This window comes from Mycoplasma sp. 06067-C1-B144P-99-0482-3 (genome assembly GCF_051053925.1).
Lineage (GTDB): Bacteria > Bacillota_I > Bacilli_A > Mycoplasmatales > Mycoplasmataceae > Mycoplasma > Mycoplasma leachii.
Genome location: NZ_CP144017.1, coordinates 535,604 through 553,389, shown reverse-complemented (window position 1 = coordinate 553,389; position 17,786 = coordinate 535,604). Strand labels below are relative to the sequence as shown.

Genomic DNA, 17,786 nt, shown 5'->3' with positions numbered 1-17,786 from the left:
TTTTATGAAATCATGTTTAGGTTGTGGAAGTTTATTACAAACTACAAATAAATTAGAGCAAGGTTATGTTAATGATTCTGAACACGCTTATTGTTTAAGATGTTTTAAAATCAAAAATTACAATCAACTAGTTGATAGTGAAATTAATGATAAACAGTTTATTAATAAAATTTCAACTTTAATTAAAGAAAATAAAAATAATAATTTAGTCTTTTATTATGTTTTAGATATTTTTGATTTATTTGGGTCAAGAATTTTAGAAATAGAAAACTTGATTAAAGACTTTAAAGTAATTTTAGTAGTTAATAAAATAGATCTACTACCAAAATCTATCAAACTAGAAAAAATCAGAAATTATATTAATAATATTTTTAAAAATAGTTTTTTAAAAAATGTTGAGATTTTTTTAACTAGCGCTAATAAGATCAACTTAGTTAAGCCTTTATTAAATAAAGTAATTAAAAATAATAAAAACCAACAATACTTTATTGGGGCAAGTAATGTTGGTAAATCTAGTTTAATTAATAAAATACTAGAAATAAATCATTTAATTCCAAGTATAGTTGTTTCAAAATTTTTTAATACTACTTTAGATTTTATTAAAATTCAACTAGATAAAAATACAACTATTTTTGATAGTGCTGGAGTCAGTAGAAAAAACAGTATTGCTAATTTAATGAATAAAAGATTTCAAAGTTATTGTTATTTTAAAAAAGAAATACAACAATTTACTTATCAATTAACAAATAATAATTCTATTTTCTTTTCTGGAGTTTGTTGATTTGATTATTTAAGTTCATTTAATCAAAAAACTAATTTTCATATTTATACAAATAAAGAAATTAACTTACATAGAACTAATACTAAAAATGTTATAAGATATTGAAATAATAATAGAAAAAACTTAATTCCATATATAAACAATAGTGAAAAAATTCAAGTTTATAAATTTAAATTTACAAAAGAACATTTAAACAATTGATATGATATTTCAATATCTGGATTAGGTTGAATTAATTTTAAAGTTGAAAATGAAATGATTATTAAAATTAATATTCCATCAGATGAAAAAACTGTACTAGTTAGTTTAAATGAACCTTTAATTTAAACCAGTTATTAGCTAGATTTTTTTTAAATCTTTAGCTTTAAAAATAACTGGTTTTTTAAATTTTTTATTAATATCCAAAATCATATTTTCTATTTTTAAAGCATTATCTATTTGATTTTTATCAACTTTGGTTTGATTTTCAATATCAAGTTGTACTCAATTTTGATTTTTATGAATTAGTTTGCTAACACCTACTCCAATTAACAAAATTCCTTTATTTTGTTCATATAAACTATAAAAACAATCTAATGCACTATTATAGATTTTTTCAAAATCATTAGTATGGTTTTTTAAAGTAATTTGTTTGTGTCTACTTGCTAAGTTTTTTTGTTTATCAAAAAGTTTTTCATCAATTTTATATCTAATTTTAATTTCAATAGTTTTACATAATAATTGATTTTTGTGTAATTTATATGAAATAAATTTAGATAAATTTAAAATAATAGTTTCTATTTCATCATATTGATAAATTGGTGTATTTAAAGTTGTTTCTTTTGAAATACTTTTATAATCATTTGATAAATAATTAATATAATCACTACCTAAACCTAAAGCTTCATTTTTTAAAGCTAGACCTTTTTTATTTAATAATTGATAAACTTCAACATCACTTAATAAAGCTAAATCTTTAATAGTTTTAATTTTTGTATTATTTAAAAGTTTAGCTGCTGATTGACCAAAACCATACATTTTATTAATTGAAATAGGCCAAATGCTATCTTTAAAATTACTAGTTGTTGTTAAAGTAATTCCGTTTGGTTTATCTAAACTAGTTGACATTTTAGCACTAAATCTATTAAACCCAATTCCAATTGAACAAGTTAGATTAAATTGATCATAAATATCTTTTTGAATATTTTTAGCTAGTATAAGTACACTTGTATTTTTAACTAAATCACTTACATCTAAATAAGCTTCATCAATTGAAGCAACTTCAATTTTATTAGTATAATTATTTTTTATAAAATCTCAAATTTGATATGAAATATTATTAATAAAAATCATATCTGGTTTAACACTTATAATTTGAGGATAAAGTTTTTTTGCTTTAAATAAAGGCATAGCTGCTTTAATATTATATTTTCTAGCTTCATAACTAGCTGTTGAAATAATAGATTTATCAAAACTATTAGAAATTACTACAGGTTTATTTTTTAATTCAGGATGTTTTAGTTGCATACAACTTGCAAAAAAAGCATCCATATCTATATGAATAATAGTTTTGTTAAACATCTTTCTCCTATGTTGTATAATTAGTATTAAAAGTAGATATATAAATTATAAATTTAAAATATAATAAATATTAAAACTACTATTTAAATAAAAAACTTAGAATTATAAAATTAATTTACAGTTTTAATTTAAATTACTAATAAGATTATGAACAAAACTAATAAAAAAATTATTTTATTATTACAATCAATAATAATATCTGTTGTTATTTTTTTTATATTTTTAAAAACAAATCAAAATATTAACATAACTTATGTTAATAAAATGATTACTAATACTTCAAATAATACTAATTTATCAAAAGAAAATAGATCATATTTTTCTTTAAGAGATGATTATATTTTATTTAATCAATATCAATATAATACTGGGTTGTGTTGAGATTTTAGTGCTACAAAATCATTAGAAACTTCATTAATGATTAATAATAATGAAATGTATGATTTATCAGAAGCAAGCATTTCAATTAATCAAAAAGATCTAATTGGTGGTGGTGCTTGGTTTTTTGATTATGATCAACTAATTAAAGAAAATGGAATTAGTTTTGAATCTGATTTCAAATTTGGTGATTTATATTATGTACCAAATAAAGGTGAATATAAAACTTGATTACAAAAAATATATAATTCTAAAAACATTAAATCATTTAGAGATCAAGTAAAAGATGTTAGATTTAATAGATACGATCTTTTAAATATAAAAAAACATATTGTAAATAATGGTTCATTATTTGTTCCAATTAAAAACTATGCTACTAAAGAAAATCAAAACTACAAACATATTAGTATAAAAACTAATAATAAAACTAAAGTTCATGAACTAATTTATACTAGTAAAATAAATACACATGCTGTAAGTATTATTGGGTGAGATGATCAATATTTAGCTAGTGATAATTCTAAAGGTGCTTTTATTGTTTTAAATAGTGATAGTTATTATAGTAATAATGATGGGATAAATTTTTTACCTTATAATTCTAAAGCAATTATTAATGATTTAAATGGGTACGAATATATTGGTGATAAATTATTAATTTCAAAAAGTAATAATAATTTTAATAATGAATTTTCTAATTATTACAATACAAAAAATTATGGTCAAAAAAACTATAGTTCAAAAGCAAAAAACACAAATATTTTTAATACAACTCAAGATGTAAAAATAGAATATCAAATTAATAATAATCTTGCTAAACTCTATAATATTAATGCTTATGTTTATTTAAATGATCTTGATGTTTCTGATTTATTTAAAATAAATTCTGATCAAAATAAAATAACTATTCAAAGTAAAGATAAATTAAAATCTGGTAGTTATACAGTTAAACTAATCTATCAATATAGTTTATTAAAAGATAAAACAAATACAATAAAAGTTAAACATGAACATAGACAAATTTATCTTTTAGATCAAACAAATACAATTTCAGCTAACTCATATTGAGATTATAATAACAAACAACATTTAGTTTTTCATAACTATAATAGTTTTGTTGCAAATGACAATTTACCTGTAATTTTTATAGATAAAAATAATAATCTTAATTTTGAATACAAACCTCTTTATCTTTATAGTGATAAAAAAGATAAAATAAGCTATAAAATAAATCAAAAAGATATCTTAAAACCTGAAACTATCTCAAATAAAGATCAAAATGAATTTCAATTAGATATAGATAAATATGTAGATAATAAAAAAATAGCTTCAAATAAGTATCAATTTTATAGACTAGATAATAATATTAATTATTATTTTGCAAAAATTTATTTAACAAATAATACTAAAATTAAAAATTTAGCTAATGAAATTCCTTTTTTTAAAAATAGTTATTTTGATAAAAAGTATTTAGACACACCTACAAATAATAATTTAAAGTTTTTAAAATATATATATATAAATAAAAACGGAGAAGAACAAGATCTATTATTTGATCAATCTAAAAATAAGTACTATATATCATATGAAATTATAAATAGTTTAAAAACTAATGTATTAAATTTAAATTATATAGGTAATAAACATAAAACTAATAATCAAACATATAATACACCAATTATTATTAAACCTGTATTTAAAGAAGAAGAACCAATTTTAATAATAAATAATATTAAAAAAGACTATTTAACAAATCAAAAAATTAATGATGAATTTGATATTAAAATAATAAATAATAACCAAATAAAACATATAAAACCAAATGTAAAAATTAAAAATATTAATAATAAATATATTGATACAATAAAATATAATGACAATAAAATTATTTTAGAATTTGAATATGATAACAAAACATATAATCTTGATTTTCATATCAATCCTGTAAAAAGAATAATAAATATCAAACCTAAACTAGAAAATACATTTATATATGATACAAACTACCATAAACTAGAATTTGATACACCAATTGATAAAAATATTATAAAAATAACTAATAATGAACATATTAATTCAGGAAACTATATAACAATATTAGAAATTATTGATAATAATTATGTATTTAATAATAATAAAAACAAATTAGAATTTAAATGATCAATAAAACCAAAAAAGATTTCAGAATCATCAATTATAAATAAAGATAAATTAATATTTGATAATAAAGTTTTATACTCATATGATAATAAAGTATTTAAAGAATATCATTCACTTGATAAGTTAGAAATTCCTTTTAATAAAATAGTTTATTTTAAATATAAAGATGATCTTAATCATGATTCTTCTTCAACAATTAAAATTAATCTTGAAAAATATAACTTACAAAATAATAAAAGTAAAAATATTTTAATTATAGTTTTATCAATAATTATACCTATTAGTTTAATAACTATAATTACAATAATCATAATCATAATTAAAAACAAAAATAAAAAACATATCAAATAAATACTTAGATATAAAAAAGCGTTACTTTTTTAGTAACGCTTTTTAAATAATACTTATTTTGTTTTTTATTAAGTAATTTTAATTTAATAAGTCTTTAATTTTTCCTACGTTTCCCACTTAGTCGCGAAAACACTCAGTTTTCAGCGACTATATTTTTTTATAAAAAAATATAATTTATTATGCTTTTATGCTTAAATATGATATAATAAAGACGTGAAGAAGTCAAGAAATGATGTAAAAAGACAATGAAGAACATCAATAGCAAGAGTTAAAAAAGGCGAATACTTATCAATTGGAGTGCTAAGACCAGATAACAAAGGTTTTGTATATAGATTAGGATATGGATATTTACATGAATTAAAACAATATCATGATGATCCGCTAGCAATTATCAAAGCAATTATTGCAAACTTTCCATTGTCTTGAACAAAAGAACAAGCAAGAACTAAATTAGATGAAATTTTTAAAGAGAAAAAAGAAACCAAAAAAGAAGTTTTAGAAAGGTTTAAAGGTTACGAAGTAGTTGAAAAACTATTTGATTATTTCAATATTTTTAATGATTGTTCTCCCACAAAATCGACAACATTAAAAGATGTTGTTTTACAGTTGATTTATCAAAGAATTAAAAATCCAATAAGTGTTTTTAACACTTATAAGACAGCAAAAAAAGAAAAAATAGACACTCATTCAAAAAATTCATTTTATAGATCATTAGACTATATAGCAAAAAACAAAGATGAAATTTTAAGAAATTTAAATGCAAAAATTTGTGCAAATACCAATAGAAAAATTGATGTATTATGATTTGACGCAACAACTACTTATTTTGAAACATTTTCTCGTGAAGGTTATAAAAAAACTGGTTATTCAAAAGATGGAAAATTTAAAGAAGACCAGATTGTTATAGGTATGGCAACTGATGAAAATGGAATACCGTTACACTACAAAATATTTCCAGGAAATGTTGCTGATTCAAATACTTTAATACCATTTATGCTTGAAATTGCAGATATTTATGAAGTTAACAGTGTAACTATAATTGCTGACAAAGGAATGAGTGTTAATAGAAATATTAGATTTTTAGAATCTAAGAATTGAAAATACATAATCTCATACAGAATGAAAGCTGGAAGCAAACAATTTAAAGAGTATATATTAGATGAAAAAGATTATATAAATGATGGTGGTTTGATATACAAAACTCGTGATATTGCATCTTCATACAATAAAAAAAGAATTAATGGACATTTTAGAAGACAAATAATTAGTTTTAGTCAAAAACGAGCAACTAAAGACAAAAACGATAGAGACATTTTAATTCAAAATTTCACTAAGAAAATGAATAAAGATAATCTTGTTTCTTGTGATGATTTAGCGGGATCTAAAAAATATAGATTCTTTAAACCTATAAACAAAGGTGCATTTTATGAACTTGACATAGAAAAAATACAAGAAGATCAAAAATATGATGGATACTATGTTTATGAAACAAACAGAACAGATTTATCAGTAAAAGAAGTTATTAATTTATATTCAAAACAATGACAAATTGAGTCTAATTTCAAGACATTAAAAGGTAAATTATCTCTTCGTCCAATGTATTTATCAACTTGAAACCATATTGTTGGTTACATTTGTTTATGTTTCATTTCATTAGTGTTTTTAAACTACATCATCTACATTCTAAATTCAAAATTAGGACTGACTGGAAAAAGCAAAATCACTGAGCATAAAGTGATTAATGTTATCAAAGAAGTTAAAGAAATTGAAGTATTTGTAAATAAACAAAAAATCGAAACTATACAAGTGTATAATGATGAGTTACAAGAAAGTTGGCAAACTTATCAAATATTATTAGAGCTTTTAACAAAAGAAAAAGTCACTTAGACATTACATTATAAAAAACATAACTTATGAGATCAAAAATTTACATAAGTATGTTTTTTTGTTTTATGCTTAAACTGGGAAACGTAGGAAAAACATATCAAATAAATACTTAGATATAAAAAAGCGTTACTTTTTTAGTAACGCTTTTTAAATAATACTTATTTTGTTTTTTATTAAGTAATTTTAAGTTAATAAGTCTTTAATTTTTGAAGCAACTATATCAATAGCTACATCATTTCCTTTTTTAAATGGTATTACAATATCTGCATAATCAATAGTTTGTTCTATAAAAAGATCATGCATAGGTTTAACATCAGTTAAGTATTGATCAATAACACTTTCAATAGTTCTATTACGTTCTTTTATATCTCTGACTAATCTTCTAATAAATCTTAAATCATCAGGAGTTTTTACAAATATTTTAATATCTCCAAGTTCGCGTAATTTTTCAAAATGTAATGAAAAGATGCCATCAACTATAATAACATCACTAGCTTTAATTAGTTTTTCTTTATTTGTTCTAATATGTTTTTTATAATCATAAGTTGGAACAAAAATATCATGTCTTTTTAAAAGTTGTTTTAAATCTTTAATTAAAAGATCAATATCAATTGAATTTGGGTGATCAAAATTAATATGGTTTCTTTGCTCTAAAGATAAGTTAGTAAAATCTTTATAGTAATTATCCATTGAAATATGTTCTACAGATTTATCTTTTAAAATCTCATTAGCTATTTTACTAGCAATAGTTGTTTTTCCACTAGCACTACCACCAGCTATTAAAATAATGCTAACTTTTTTACTCATATTTCTCCTTAATAATCATTATTTTATTTATCTGTATTTAGTTTATTCTTTTTATTTAGTTTAATTTTAAAAATATTAGAATAATTTTGACAAACTATACCAACTACAGTTAAATATAAAACAATAATTCCAATATGTGATCCAATAGCGCCTATTTTATTAACCATAAAAAATATGCTTGCTAAAAATAATAAAACTATAGTAATAACAAAAATTACAAAATTAGTTATAAATAAAATTTTTTCTACTTTTCTAGTTTGTTTAACAAAAGTTAGTAAAAAAGGAATAACTAATAATGATGAACTTAAAACAATTCCACTTACAGCTAAACCATAAGCAGGATTAACTCTACCTAGTAAGTGTAGTTGAGCATTATGACCATAACCAAATGATTCATTTGCAATTATAACGATCATAAACATATAAATTATAGTTAATAAATTAAATAAATATTTTTTCATCATATCTCTTTCTTTTTAATATCTATATTTCTATTTTTTTATAACACAAAAATATAAAAAATAAAAACATCAGATCCAATTTATTCAGTTAGTAAAACAATAGCTTTAGTATAAATTTCTAACATTTTTTTTAGATCATCAATTTTAACATACTCATTGTAAGCATGCATTGTTGAATTTTCAATATCAAATTCTGCACCAAAAGCTACAACATTAGGCATAGCTTTAGCATATGTTCCACCACCAATAGCTATAGGTTTTGCCTTGTAGTCTTGAGTTACTTCTTGATAAACTTTCATAATTTTTTTAATTAAATCAGAATCTTGATGAACATACAAACTATTATCAATTTTTTTAACTTCTAAAGATAAATTAATTTTTTCTAAATATTTAGTTAATGTTGGAATGAAAATTTGATTTGGATTAGTGAATACAGGGATTCTAAAATTTAAACAAATTTTAGAATCTTTATTTTTAATTTGAATAATTCCAACGTTTTGAGTAAGTTCACCAGTCTCATCAGAAATATCACCAAAAACATTTTTTAGGTTAAAGTCTAAATGTACATCATTAGCTAAATAATCTGTAATTTTATGATGAACATCATTTTCATACATACTTTTAGCTAATCAAGTTGCTGCATTAATTCCATATCAAGGTAAACTACCATGCCCGGCTTTTCCTTGAACAATTAACTTATCATTTTCAATTTTAGTTGTTATATCATTTTTATTTAGATATTCTTGTATTTCTTTAATTTTTGGTCCTTTATATCAAACAGTGTCACAAACTACATTATAAGCAGCTCCACCACTAATTTGAATATCAGTTTCTTCATTAGAAACAATATCTAAATCAGCAATTCATTTTTCAGCATAAACAACAGGAAATTCACCATCTGGAGTATATCCTAAATCAGCAATCCCATGATCTTTAACATAAGTTTCAATTGAATCTCATGTAGTTTCTTCAGTTAATCCAAAAATTAGTCTAATTTTATATTTTGAAGATATATAATTATGATCCTTTAAATATTTTAAGGCAAATAAATTCATCATAGCAGGACCTTTATCATCAAAAGTTCCTCTTCCAATTAATTTATTATCTTTAATAATTGGTGTGAAAGGATCAGTAACTCATTGTTCAATATTTCCTGGTGGAACTACATCTAAGTGAGCTAAAATTACAAATAATTTTTCACCAGTTCCATAATCAACAAATCCGTATTTATTATTAATATCTTTATAAGTTTGAAAACCTAAATTATTAGCTAGATCAATTACATAATCTAATATCTCTTTACAACCTTTTCCATAAGGAGCATCTTTTGTTGGAGCAGTTAAAAAAGAAGGTATAGACACAACTTTCATTGTTTCATTTAATGCTTGATCAAAATATTTAGATATTAATTCTTTTTCATCGACTTTCATAATATGCACTCCTAATATAATAATATAACAAATCAAATATAATAATCATTTATCATCTTAGCTATAAATATAGTTAAATTATTTATCTTAAAAAAAAGACTATATATTATAGTCTAAATAAAAAAACAAAATTAAAATATTTGTTTATATAAATTTATTTTAAAATATCGTTTCAATATTTAACAATTAAATGTAATCTAGTTATAGCAGTTCCAACAACAACACTATGTATTCCTAAATTTAAAATTTCTTTTGCTTGTTGTGGAGTTCATATTCCACCTTCAGCAATAATTGGTTTTGTAATTACTTTTTTTAAATCTCTTAAAAATTGATAATCATTTTCTAAATTGTTATGTCCTTTTGTTTGGCTTGTACAACCTCTTAAAGTCGAACCTATTAAATCAAATCCTAAATTCTGAGCATTAATAGCATCTTCTACACTAGAACAATCAGCCATTAATAATTGATTAGGATATTTTGTTTTAATTGTTTTAACTAAAGTTGTTAAATCTTGATCAGGTCTAGTTCTTAAAGTAGCATCAAGAGCAATAATGTCTACTTTTAAATCAACTAATTGATCTACTTCTTTAATTGTTGGAGTAATAAAAACTTCACTATTGTCATAATGTTTTTTAATTAAACCAATAATTGGAACATCTACAACTTTCTTAACTGCTTTAATATGTTCAACTTGACTTAATCTTAATACTTTAGATCCGCCTAAAACTAGTGCATAAGCCATTTTGCTTAAAACATAACTATCATTTAAAGGTTCATCATCGATTGCTTGACAAGAAACAATTAATGTATTTTTAATTTGATTAATTAAATCCATATTAACCTTTCTTAAAAAATAAATAACTTTCTAAATTATTATAAAACAAAACCTCTAATTTAATTAGAGGTTATAAATTCTAATTTTTAAAATGTTTATCAACTAATAAATGTAAAATTCCTAAAACACCAGAGTCATTTTTATTTAAAGTGTATTTTATTTGTATTGTATTAATATTATAAAATATAAATTCTTTTTTAAATTTAGCATTTATTAATTCTAAAATTTGTTCACCACAATAACTAAATCCACCACCAATATAAATTACTTCTGGAGATAATAAATAAGAAATTGTGCATAATAAATTAACTAATTTATCTAAATAAATATCTATTTGTTCTTTATAAAAATCATTTTGATTATATAAAGTTCAAATATCACTAGAATTATAATTATGCTTTTGTTGATTTAATTTTTCAATAAATTTAGATCAAGATAATTCTGTATCAAGAATTTTATTTGAATTTTTAATTGCTCCAATTTCTCCAGCTATACCATTATTTCCTAAAAAAAGTTTTTCATTTAAAATGATCCCCATACCAACTCCAGTTCCTAGAGTTAGTGTGATACTATTTTTAATTTCTTTATCATTAACATATTCAATATAACTAGCACTATTAGCATCATTAATAATTTCAATTGGAACTAAATTTTTATAACTAATTAAAAAATCTTTTATATAAGTTTTTAAGCCAAAATTAGAATAATTTTTAATATTTTGATTTGCAAATTTAATCACTCCGTTTTTATCAACAACTCCAGCAGTCGCTATTCCTATACCATCAAGTGGTAAATTAGAACTGATAATATCAATTAATTGTTTAATTAATTCATCTTTTATAGGAATAGTTTTAATACTATTAATAAATATAGGTTTTAAATCTTGATTAAAGACACCATATTTTATAGAAGTTCCACCAATATCAATAGATAAATATTTTTTTATATTAGTCATATAAAATTTTAAAAACTATTTTAGTAATTTCATTAAAATTAGCTTTGATTTTTGGTGAATGTGCATCTGTTGAAAAAAATAAAGAAAAACTTTGATCATTTTGATAAATTGTTTTTGTAGCTTTTGTTTTATATAAATAAACATCATCTTTTTGGTTATATAAAACTTGTTCATTTAAATCATTTACAAACTCATGACCAATATATTCATCTCCACTAATAATAATGTGAAGGCCTAAATATTTATCATGTGATTCAAAAATAGCATCATTTATATCTAGTGTTTTTGTAGTAAATTTATTATAAAATAGTTTATCATTTATAACATTAATTCCATCTTTAAGAGATTTTAAATCATGTTCTTGAATGAACTTAATAGCTAAATCAATATTTTTATGAATATTTAAATATCTATTTAAATTAGAAATTTTGTCGTAAATCATTTTTTCTCCTAATCACTTTTAGCTACTTTTTTTGTCTAATTTTTTTAATTAAATCTTTTTTAAATTGATTTTCATTAGCTTTAATTTCTTGTCATTCTTTTTCACCAGCTTCAATCATTTTATTAAAATCTTCTTTTGAAAAAGTATGTATAGTCAAACCTTCTAGTTTATCAATTTTTTTATTTTTAAAAATGAAACTTGATAAATATCCTAATAATAATCCAACTATAAAAGCTAAAATAATTCCATAAAAATCTGAAACTACAGTAGTTTTTGATGTTTTATTGACTATAAAAATAGCTAAAACAATAATAAATGAACTAATTGATCCTAAAATTGCTCCAATATTTGAAGTTCTTTTTGTAAAAATACCTAATAAATAAATTACAGTAACTGAAGTTCCAAACAATCCAATAACAGCAGCAAATAAATCTAATAAATTATCAGCTTTAGAAATAATTAAAACTATTGAAGCAATAGTTCCTAATAAACCAATACCTAGAATTAATCCTTTTGCTCAATACATTTTTTCTTTATCTTTTAAATTAGATTTAATTCTTACTAAAATGTCTTCAACAATACAAGTAGCAGCTGAATGAAGTGATGATGTTATTGTACTCATTGATGCTGAATAAATTCCAGCAATTATTAACCCACTTATACCAATTGGTAATACTGTTACTATAAAATAAGGTAAAATTTGATTATTTGCTTTAATTCCAATACTTTTCATTATATCTTCTATATTAGTTAACCCTGTTTTTTGAACATAAAAAGCATATAGCAATGTACCCATACCATAAAATAGTAAAATAGTAATTAAAGCTAAAATAGCATTAGTTCATAAACCTTTTTTTACTTGTTTAAAACTTTGATTTGATTGATATCTTTGAACAACATCTTGTGAACCTATATATTGATAAAAAGTATTAATTAATTGACCAAAAAATAGAACTAGTATTCAAGGTTTGGCTCAATTTTGTGGAATAATTGATTCTTTTTCTAGTAATTTATGATTGTTAATTACAATGTTATTTACTTCTGATAAATTTTCTATTTTTATTAAAGCAAAAATAATTGCTAATAAAATTCCACCTATTAAAACAATAGCTTGAATAAAATCAGATCAGATAACTCCATTTAATCCACCTAAAACAGTTGAAATTACACAAAATATTCCGATAATAACAGCTATTAAATAAGGATTAATATTTGTAACTGCAGTTAAAGCAATAGTTGGTAAATAAATAATTAAACCAACTCTAATAACATGAAATAAAATAAACATTAAACTAGCAGACACTCTTAAAAAGTAACTAAAACGTTTTTCTAAAAAACCATAACCAGAAACATCATTTAATTTTTTAAAAAACGGAATTATAAATCTAATCAATAATGGAGTAGCAATAAAAATTGTTAGATTTCCAAATGCAAATAACCAGTCTGATGAAAAGGCTTTTGCTGGTGTAGCCATATAAGTAATAGCTGATAAAGTAGTTGCATAAATTGAAAAACCAGCTACTCAACCCGGGGTTTTTCCTCCTGCTTTAAAATATTCATCAGTATTATTAGCTTTTTGTAGTTTTGATTTAACTTGAAAGTATAGACCAATTGACAATGTAAATAATAAATAAATTACCAATACTACATAATCTACTCAATGAAATGATTTAATAGCACCATTAGTCATATTTTTAGTAAATAAAATTAAATTACTCATATTCTAAATATCTTTTAAATATTTTTCTTGAATCTCTTTTGCTTTTAATGCATATTGAGAAATTGATTGAGTCATTGGTAATCTACAAAATACTTCACTTAAATCATAATGCTGTCTAATAATTTCTTTTAAAATTCCATATAATCCATTTGCTAAAACTATATCAATAAAATCATTAATTTGTTTTTGTAATTCTAAAGCTTGTTGGTTTTGTCCATTTTTAACTAGTTCAAATAATTGTTTTGCTTTTTTTGCATTAACATTAAATGTTGAGCCTATAAAACCATCAATATTATAAATTGATGCAGATAATTGTTGTTCATCAAAGCCATAATATACTAATTTATCAGGAAATTTTGCTTTAATTCTTTCTAAAGTATATAAATCAGTTGCTGTGAATTTAACTCCAATAATTCCATTAATAGCAAATAATTTTTCAAAAGCTTCAAGTGAAAAATTAACACCTGATAATAATGGGATATAATAAGCAATTAAAGGCAAATTTGTTGATTCTTTAATTTCTTTATAATAATTTAAAATTTGATCTAAACTAAACTTGTAATAAAAAGGAGTAACAGCACTAATAGCATCATATTCTAATTGTTCAGCTAATTTTGCTTGCTCTATTGATTCATAAATGTTTAAAGAACCAACTTGAGCAATTAATGGTATTCTTTTATTAACATGTTTAGCAACAATTTCTAAAATTTTTTTTCTTTCTGAATTTGAAAGCAAGAAAGCTTCACCAGTTGACCCATTTACATAAAGTCCATCAACTTTTGAAATTTCAATATTATAATCAATAAACTTTTTTAATGCTTGCTCATTTATTGAACCATCTTTTTTATATGGAATCAATAAAGCAGCAAACACACCTTTTAGGCTTTTCATATATATCTACTGCCTTTCTTATACTATATTAATTTTTAAATAAGAAATGTAATACTATTTATTAAGTATCCTTATACTATTATTATATCTAATATAGTATTTTCTTATATTACTACTAGACTAGATTAGTCTAAAAGTTAATCAATTTTAAAAAAAACATAAAAAAAGAACTCAAAATCCCCCGAACCCCATATTCCGGACTAAAAATCCAGGAAATGGGGTTTTTATATGTCCAAATTAGATTTAGAAAAAAAGTTAAAAATTGTTAAAGAAGCTAAAAAACTTAATGTAAAAAGGAGCACTTATTTAGCAAATAAGTATAATATTTCAGATTCAACTGTAAAAAATTTAATTAATAGATTTGAAGCATTCGGAATTGAAGGACTTATTAATAAGGATAAAAAACCTTATTATAGTCCAAAATTAAAACTCAAAATTGTATTATATAAACTTAAAACTAATCAGTCTTATGATGAAATTGCAAGAAAATTTAATATTGTTTATTCATCAACTATAGCTGGATGATTTAAAAAGTATAAAGAATATGGATTTTTAGGGTTAAATAATAATATAGGGAGACCTAAGAAAAATATGAAAAACCCTAATAAAAAACCAACTAAAATAAAGAAATCTCAAGTAGAAATTAACAATGAACAACAGATTAAGGAATTAAAAGAACAAGTTGAATACTATAAGTTGGAGGCTGAATTCTGAAAAAAGTTCCACACCTTGTTGACAAAACAAAAATCAACAAGAAAAAAACAAAAGTAGTTTTAGAATTACTAAAAACACACAAAAAAGTTAAAATTTCTGTTCTCTTAAAAATAGCCAAGCTGCCTAAATCTTCTTTTTATGAATGAAAACATAAGTTAGAAAATACAATAGATAAAAACAAAGAATTAAAGGAAATGATTGTTGATATTTTTAACAAATCATTTGAAACATATGGGTATAGAAGGCTAAAAATAGCTTTAGAATCAAAAGGATATATTGTTAATCACAAAAAAATTTTAAGGTTAACTAAAGAGCTTGGTGTTCAGTGTATCAAATTTAGAACAAAAAATGGAAGATATAGTTCTTATAAAGGAACTGTTGGAAAAATTGCAGATAATGTTTTAAAAAGAAATTTTCATTCTTTACAAGAAAACAAAGTTTGATGCACTGATGTAACAGAGTTTAAAGTTAATGGTCAAAAGTTATATTTATCACCAATTATTGATCTTTACAATGATGAAATTATTTCGTATTCGATTCAAACTAATCCTAACTTAAACTTAACAAATTCAATGCTAGAAAAAGCACTTAAAAAGGTTAAAAATACAAATGGTTTGTTAATTCACTCTGATCAGGGATTTCATTATCAACACATTAGCTGAGTTAAAAAACTAGAAGAAAATAACATAACACAAAGTATGTCTAGAAAAGGTAATTGCTTAGATAATGCTATTATAGAAAACTTCTTTGGTTTATTAAAACAAGAAATTTATTATGGTGAAAAATATAATTCAGTAGAAGAGTTAACTAAAAGGATTCATAAATATATTTATTGATATAACAACATAAGAATAAAAGAAAAATTAAAAGGATTGTCTCCTGTACAATTCAGAAAACAATCCTGTTATAATATTGAAAAATTTTAGTCCGTGTTTATGGTAGCGGGGGGAAAGAGCTCTTAACTATTAGTTAGGAATAACACTTACTCTAGTACGGTTTTTTCCAAATTTTTCATACTTAACAATACCAGAAATTAAAGCAAATAAAGTATCATCTCCACCACGTCCAACGTTTAAACCAGGATGAATTTTAGTTCCTCTTTGTCTATAAATAATTGAACCAGCATTAGTGAATTGACCATCAGATTTTTTAGCTCCTAAACGTTTAGATTCTGAATCACGACCATTTTTAGTTGACCCAACTCCTTTTTTAGAAGCAAAATATTGTAAACCTAATAAGAAACGCATTTTAAGACACCTCCTTTAATCTTGTGTTTTTTTTGTATTGAATAGTAATAGTTTGTAATTGAATTTTTAACATATTTAACATTAATTGTAAATTTTGATTATCTTCTTTTTTTACAAAAATAGTTATTTTATTTTCTAAAACTTCAATATCTACATCATTTTTATAATAATTATCGATTGCATTCAAAGCTCCACTAATAATAGCAGTTAAGCCAGCACACACTAAATCTTTTCCATATTCTGCACTATTAGCGTGACCTTGCATTTGTAATTTAATGATTTTATTATCTTTATATTTAATTATGATATCAACCATAATTACTTAGCACTAATTTCTTCAATTTTTACTTTTGTATAAGGTTGTCTATGACCATAAATTTTATTTACATTTTTCTTTGGATGATATCTTATAACACGGATTTTTTTTGCTTTTCCTTGTTTAATGATTGTTCCTAAAACTTTAGCACCTTTAATAGTTGGTGTTCCAATTTTACCATCAATCATTAAAATTTCATCAAATGCAATTTTATCATTAACTTCACCTTTAATTTTTTCAATAAAAATTTCTTGACCTGGTTCAACTTTAATTTGTTTTCCACCAGTCTTAATGATTGCAAACATTATTTTCCTCCAGTCTAGACTCGCCTATGTATGTGAGTTATACTTCTTTAAAACATACAAAAGAGCGGTTGAAACTTTTTTTCAACACTTATATATTACTATATTGAATTAAATAAAACAAGATAACTACTAAAAAGGTTTTAATTAATCAAAAATACTAATACTTTGATCAAAATCACTATAAATATCAGTTGATGAATCACTATTGTTATAAGCATCGTTGTAATTTATTTTAATATTATTTTTACTATTTCCTACTTCTAGAACTGGAATTTTAATTTCTTGAGCTTTTGTTTGTTGAATTTTTAAATCAACTAATTTAGTATTATCAACTTTAAAACTGTTATTTCCAATTTTATATTCTGCTTTTATTGGATTTTTGCTTGCTTGATAAAAAGCAAAACCTATACTTGCAATATCAGTTATAAAATTAGAAATTCCTTCAAATCCAGATTGTACAATTTTAGCTATTCCAGTAACTAAAGCTCCACTAATACTAGCGCCTCCAATAATTTCTTTTGTGTCTTCTAAATTAATTTCTTTCATAAT

17 protein-coding genes and 1 other annotated feature are annotated in these 17,786 nt (G+C 22.3%); of the genes, 4 read left to right on the top strand and 13 right to left on the bottom strand.

The features are described 5' to 3' along the window. The first annotated feature begins 4 nt into the window (after positions 1-4). Complete coding sequence (gene yqeH, locus V2P32_RS02445; RefSeq protein ID WP_434343943.1) at positions 5-1,108, top strand: ribosome biogenesis GTPase YqeH; 1,104 nt, start codon at positions 5-7, stop codon at positions 1,106-1,108. A 12-nt stretch (positions 1,109-1,120) separates the two neighbouring features. On the opposite strand, the gene V2P32_RS02440 is transcribed toward yqeH, so the two are convergent. Then, positions 1,121-2,341 (bottom strand): Y-family DNA polymerase, encoded by a 1,221-nt coding sequence (locus V2P32_RS02440; RefSeq protein ID WP_434343942.1) that lies wholly within the window; start codon positions 2,339-2,341, stop codon positions 1,121-1,123. Between the two features lie 147 nt (positions 2,342-2,488). Between V2P32_RS02440 and V2P32_RS02435 the strand changes: the two genes are divergently transcribed. Then, on the top strand, positions 2,489-5,227 hold the full coding sequence (locus V2P32_RS02435) for a C1 family peptidase (protein ID WP_434343941.1): 2,739 nt from the start codon (positions 2,489-2,491) through the stop codon (positions 5,225-5,227). Between the two features lie 213 nt (positions 5,228-5,440). Further along, entirely contained in the window at positions 5,441-7,114 is a 1,674-nt protein-coding gene (locus V2P32_RS02430) for an IS1634-like element IS1634 family transposase (protein WP_434343940.1), read from the top strand. A gap of 183 nt (positions 7,115-7,297) precedes the next feature. Here the strand turns inward: V2P32_RS02430 and udk are convergent, their stop codons facing one another. The 8 genes from udk to V2P32_RS02390 all read right to left on the bottom strand — a co-directional run bounded on the left by udk (position 7,298) and on the right by V2P32_RS02390 (position 14,655). Then, positions 7,298-7,921 carry a uridine kinase gene (gene udk / locus V2P32_RS02425; RefSeq protein ID WP_434343939.1) on the bottom strand — a complete coding sequence of 208 codons (624 nt, stop codon included), beginning with the start codon at positions 7,919-7,921 and terminating at the stop codon, positions 7,298-7,300. Positions 7,922-7,944: 23 nt separating this feature from the next. Next, positions 7,945-8,385 carry a hypothetical protein gene (locus V2P32_RS02420; RefSeq protein ID WP_434343938.1) on the bottom strand — a complete coding sequence of 147 codons (441 nt, stop codon included), beginning with the start codon at positions 8,383-8,385 and terminating at the stop codon, positions 7,945-7,947. 77 nt (positions 8,386-8,462) lie between these two features. After that, entirely contained in the window at positions 8,463-9,812 is a 1,350-nt protein-coding gene (locus tag V2P32_RS02415) for a M20 family metallopeptidase (RefSeq protein WP_434343937.1), read from the bottom strand. A 154-nt stretch (positions 9,813-9,966) separates the two neighbouring features. Next, positions 9,967-10,647 carry an N-acetylmannosamine-6-phosphate 2-epimerase gene (locus V2P32_RS02410; RefSeq protein WP_434343936.1) on the bottom strand — a complete coding sequence of 227 codons (681 nt, stop codon included), beginning with the start codon at positions 10,645-10,647 and terminating at the stop codon, positions 9,967-9,969. A 79-nt stretch (positions 10,648-10,726) separates the two neighbouring features. Then, entirely contained in the window at positions 10,727-11,602 is an 876-nt protein-coding gene (locus V2P32_RS02405) for an ROK family protein (protein WP_434343934.1), read from the bottom strand. Next, positions 11,595-12,044: a YhcH/YjgK/YiaL family protein gene (locus tag V2P32_RS02400; protein ID WP_434343932.1), complete on the bottom strand. Its 450-nt coding sequence runs from the start codon at positions 12,042-12,044 to the stop codon at positions 11,595-11,597. The genes V2P32_RS02405 and V2P32_RS02400 overlap by 8 nt, the downstream gene beginning before the upstream one ends. A gap of 22 nt (positions 12,045-12,066) precedes the next feature. After that, positions 12,067-13,764 (bottom strand): sodium:solute symporter, encoded by a 1,698-nt coding sequence (locus V2P32_RS02395; protein ID WP_434343930.1) that lies wholly within the window; start codon positions 13,762-13,764, stop codon positions 12,067-12,069. Positions 13,765-13,767: 3 nt separating this feature from the next. Continuing rightward, positions 13,768-14,655: an N-acetylneuraminate lyase gene (locus V2P32_RS02390; protein ID WP_434343929.1), complete on the bottom strand. Its 888-nt coding sequence runs from the start codon at positions 14,653-14,655 to the stop codon at positions 13,768-13,770. Positions 14,656-14,883: 228 nt separating this feature from the next. Here V2P32_RS02390 and V2P32_RS02385 point away from each other — a divergent pair. Then, positions 14,884-16,295 (top strand): IS3 family transposase gene (locus tag V2P32_RS02385; protein WP_434343928.1). Its coding sequence is split into 2 segments (ribosomal slippage): positions 14,884-15,376 and positions 15,376-16,295, totalling 1,413 coding nucleotides; the frame shifts between segments, so codons are not numbered across the junction. A gap of 39 nt (positions 16,296-16,334) precedes the next feature. Here the strand turns inward: V2P32_RS02385 and rpmA are convergent. The 4 genes from rpmA to V2P32_RS02365 all read right to left on the bottom strand — a co-directional run bounded on the left by rpmA (position 16,335) and on the right by V2P32_RS02365 (position 17,783). Then, positions 16,335-16,616 carry a 50S ribosomal protein L27 gene (gene rpmA / locus V2P32_RS02380; RefSeq protein WP_011387289.1) on the bottom strand — a complete coding sequence of 94 codons (282 nt, stop codon included), beginning with the start codon at positions 16,614-16,616 and terminating at the stop codon, positions 16,335-16,337. Between the two features lies 1 nt (position 16,617). Next, positions 16,618-16,932 carry a ribosomal-processing cysteine protease Prp gene (locus V2P32_RS02375; RefSeq protein ID WP_011387288.1) on the bottom strand — a complete coding sequence of 105 codons (315 nt, stop codon included), beginning with the start codon at positions 16,930-16,932 and terminating at the stop codon, positions 16,618-16,620. A gap of 2 nt (positions 16,933-16,934) precedes the next feature. Continuing rightward, on the bottom strand, positions 16,935-17,237 hold the full coding sequence (rplU, locus tag V2P32_RS02370) for a 50S ribosomal protein L21 (protein WP_013447720.1): 303 nt from the start codon (positions 17,235-17,237) through the stop codon (positions 16,935-16,937). 6 nt (positions 17,238-17,243) lie between these two features. Continuing rightward, positions 17,244-17,317: a sequence feature (ribosomal protein L21 leader region), on the bottom strand. A gap of 64 nt (positions 17,318-17,381) precedes the next feature. Beyond that, positions 17,382-17,783 carry a hypothetical protein gene (locus V2P32_RS02365; RefSeq protein WP_013447719.1) on the bottom strand — a complete coding sequence of 134 codons (402 nt, stop codon included), beginning with the start codon at positions 17,781-17,783 and terminating at the stop codon, positions 17,382-17,384. Between the last annotated feature and the right edge of the window lie 3 nt (positions 17,784-17,786).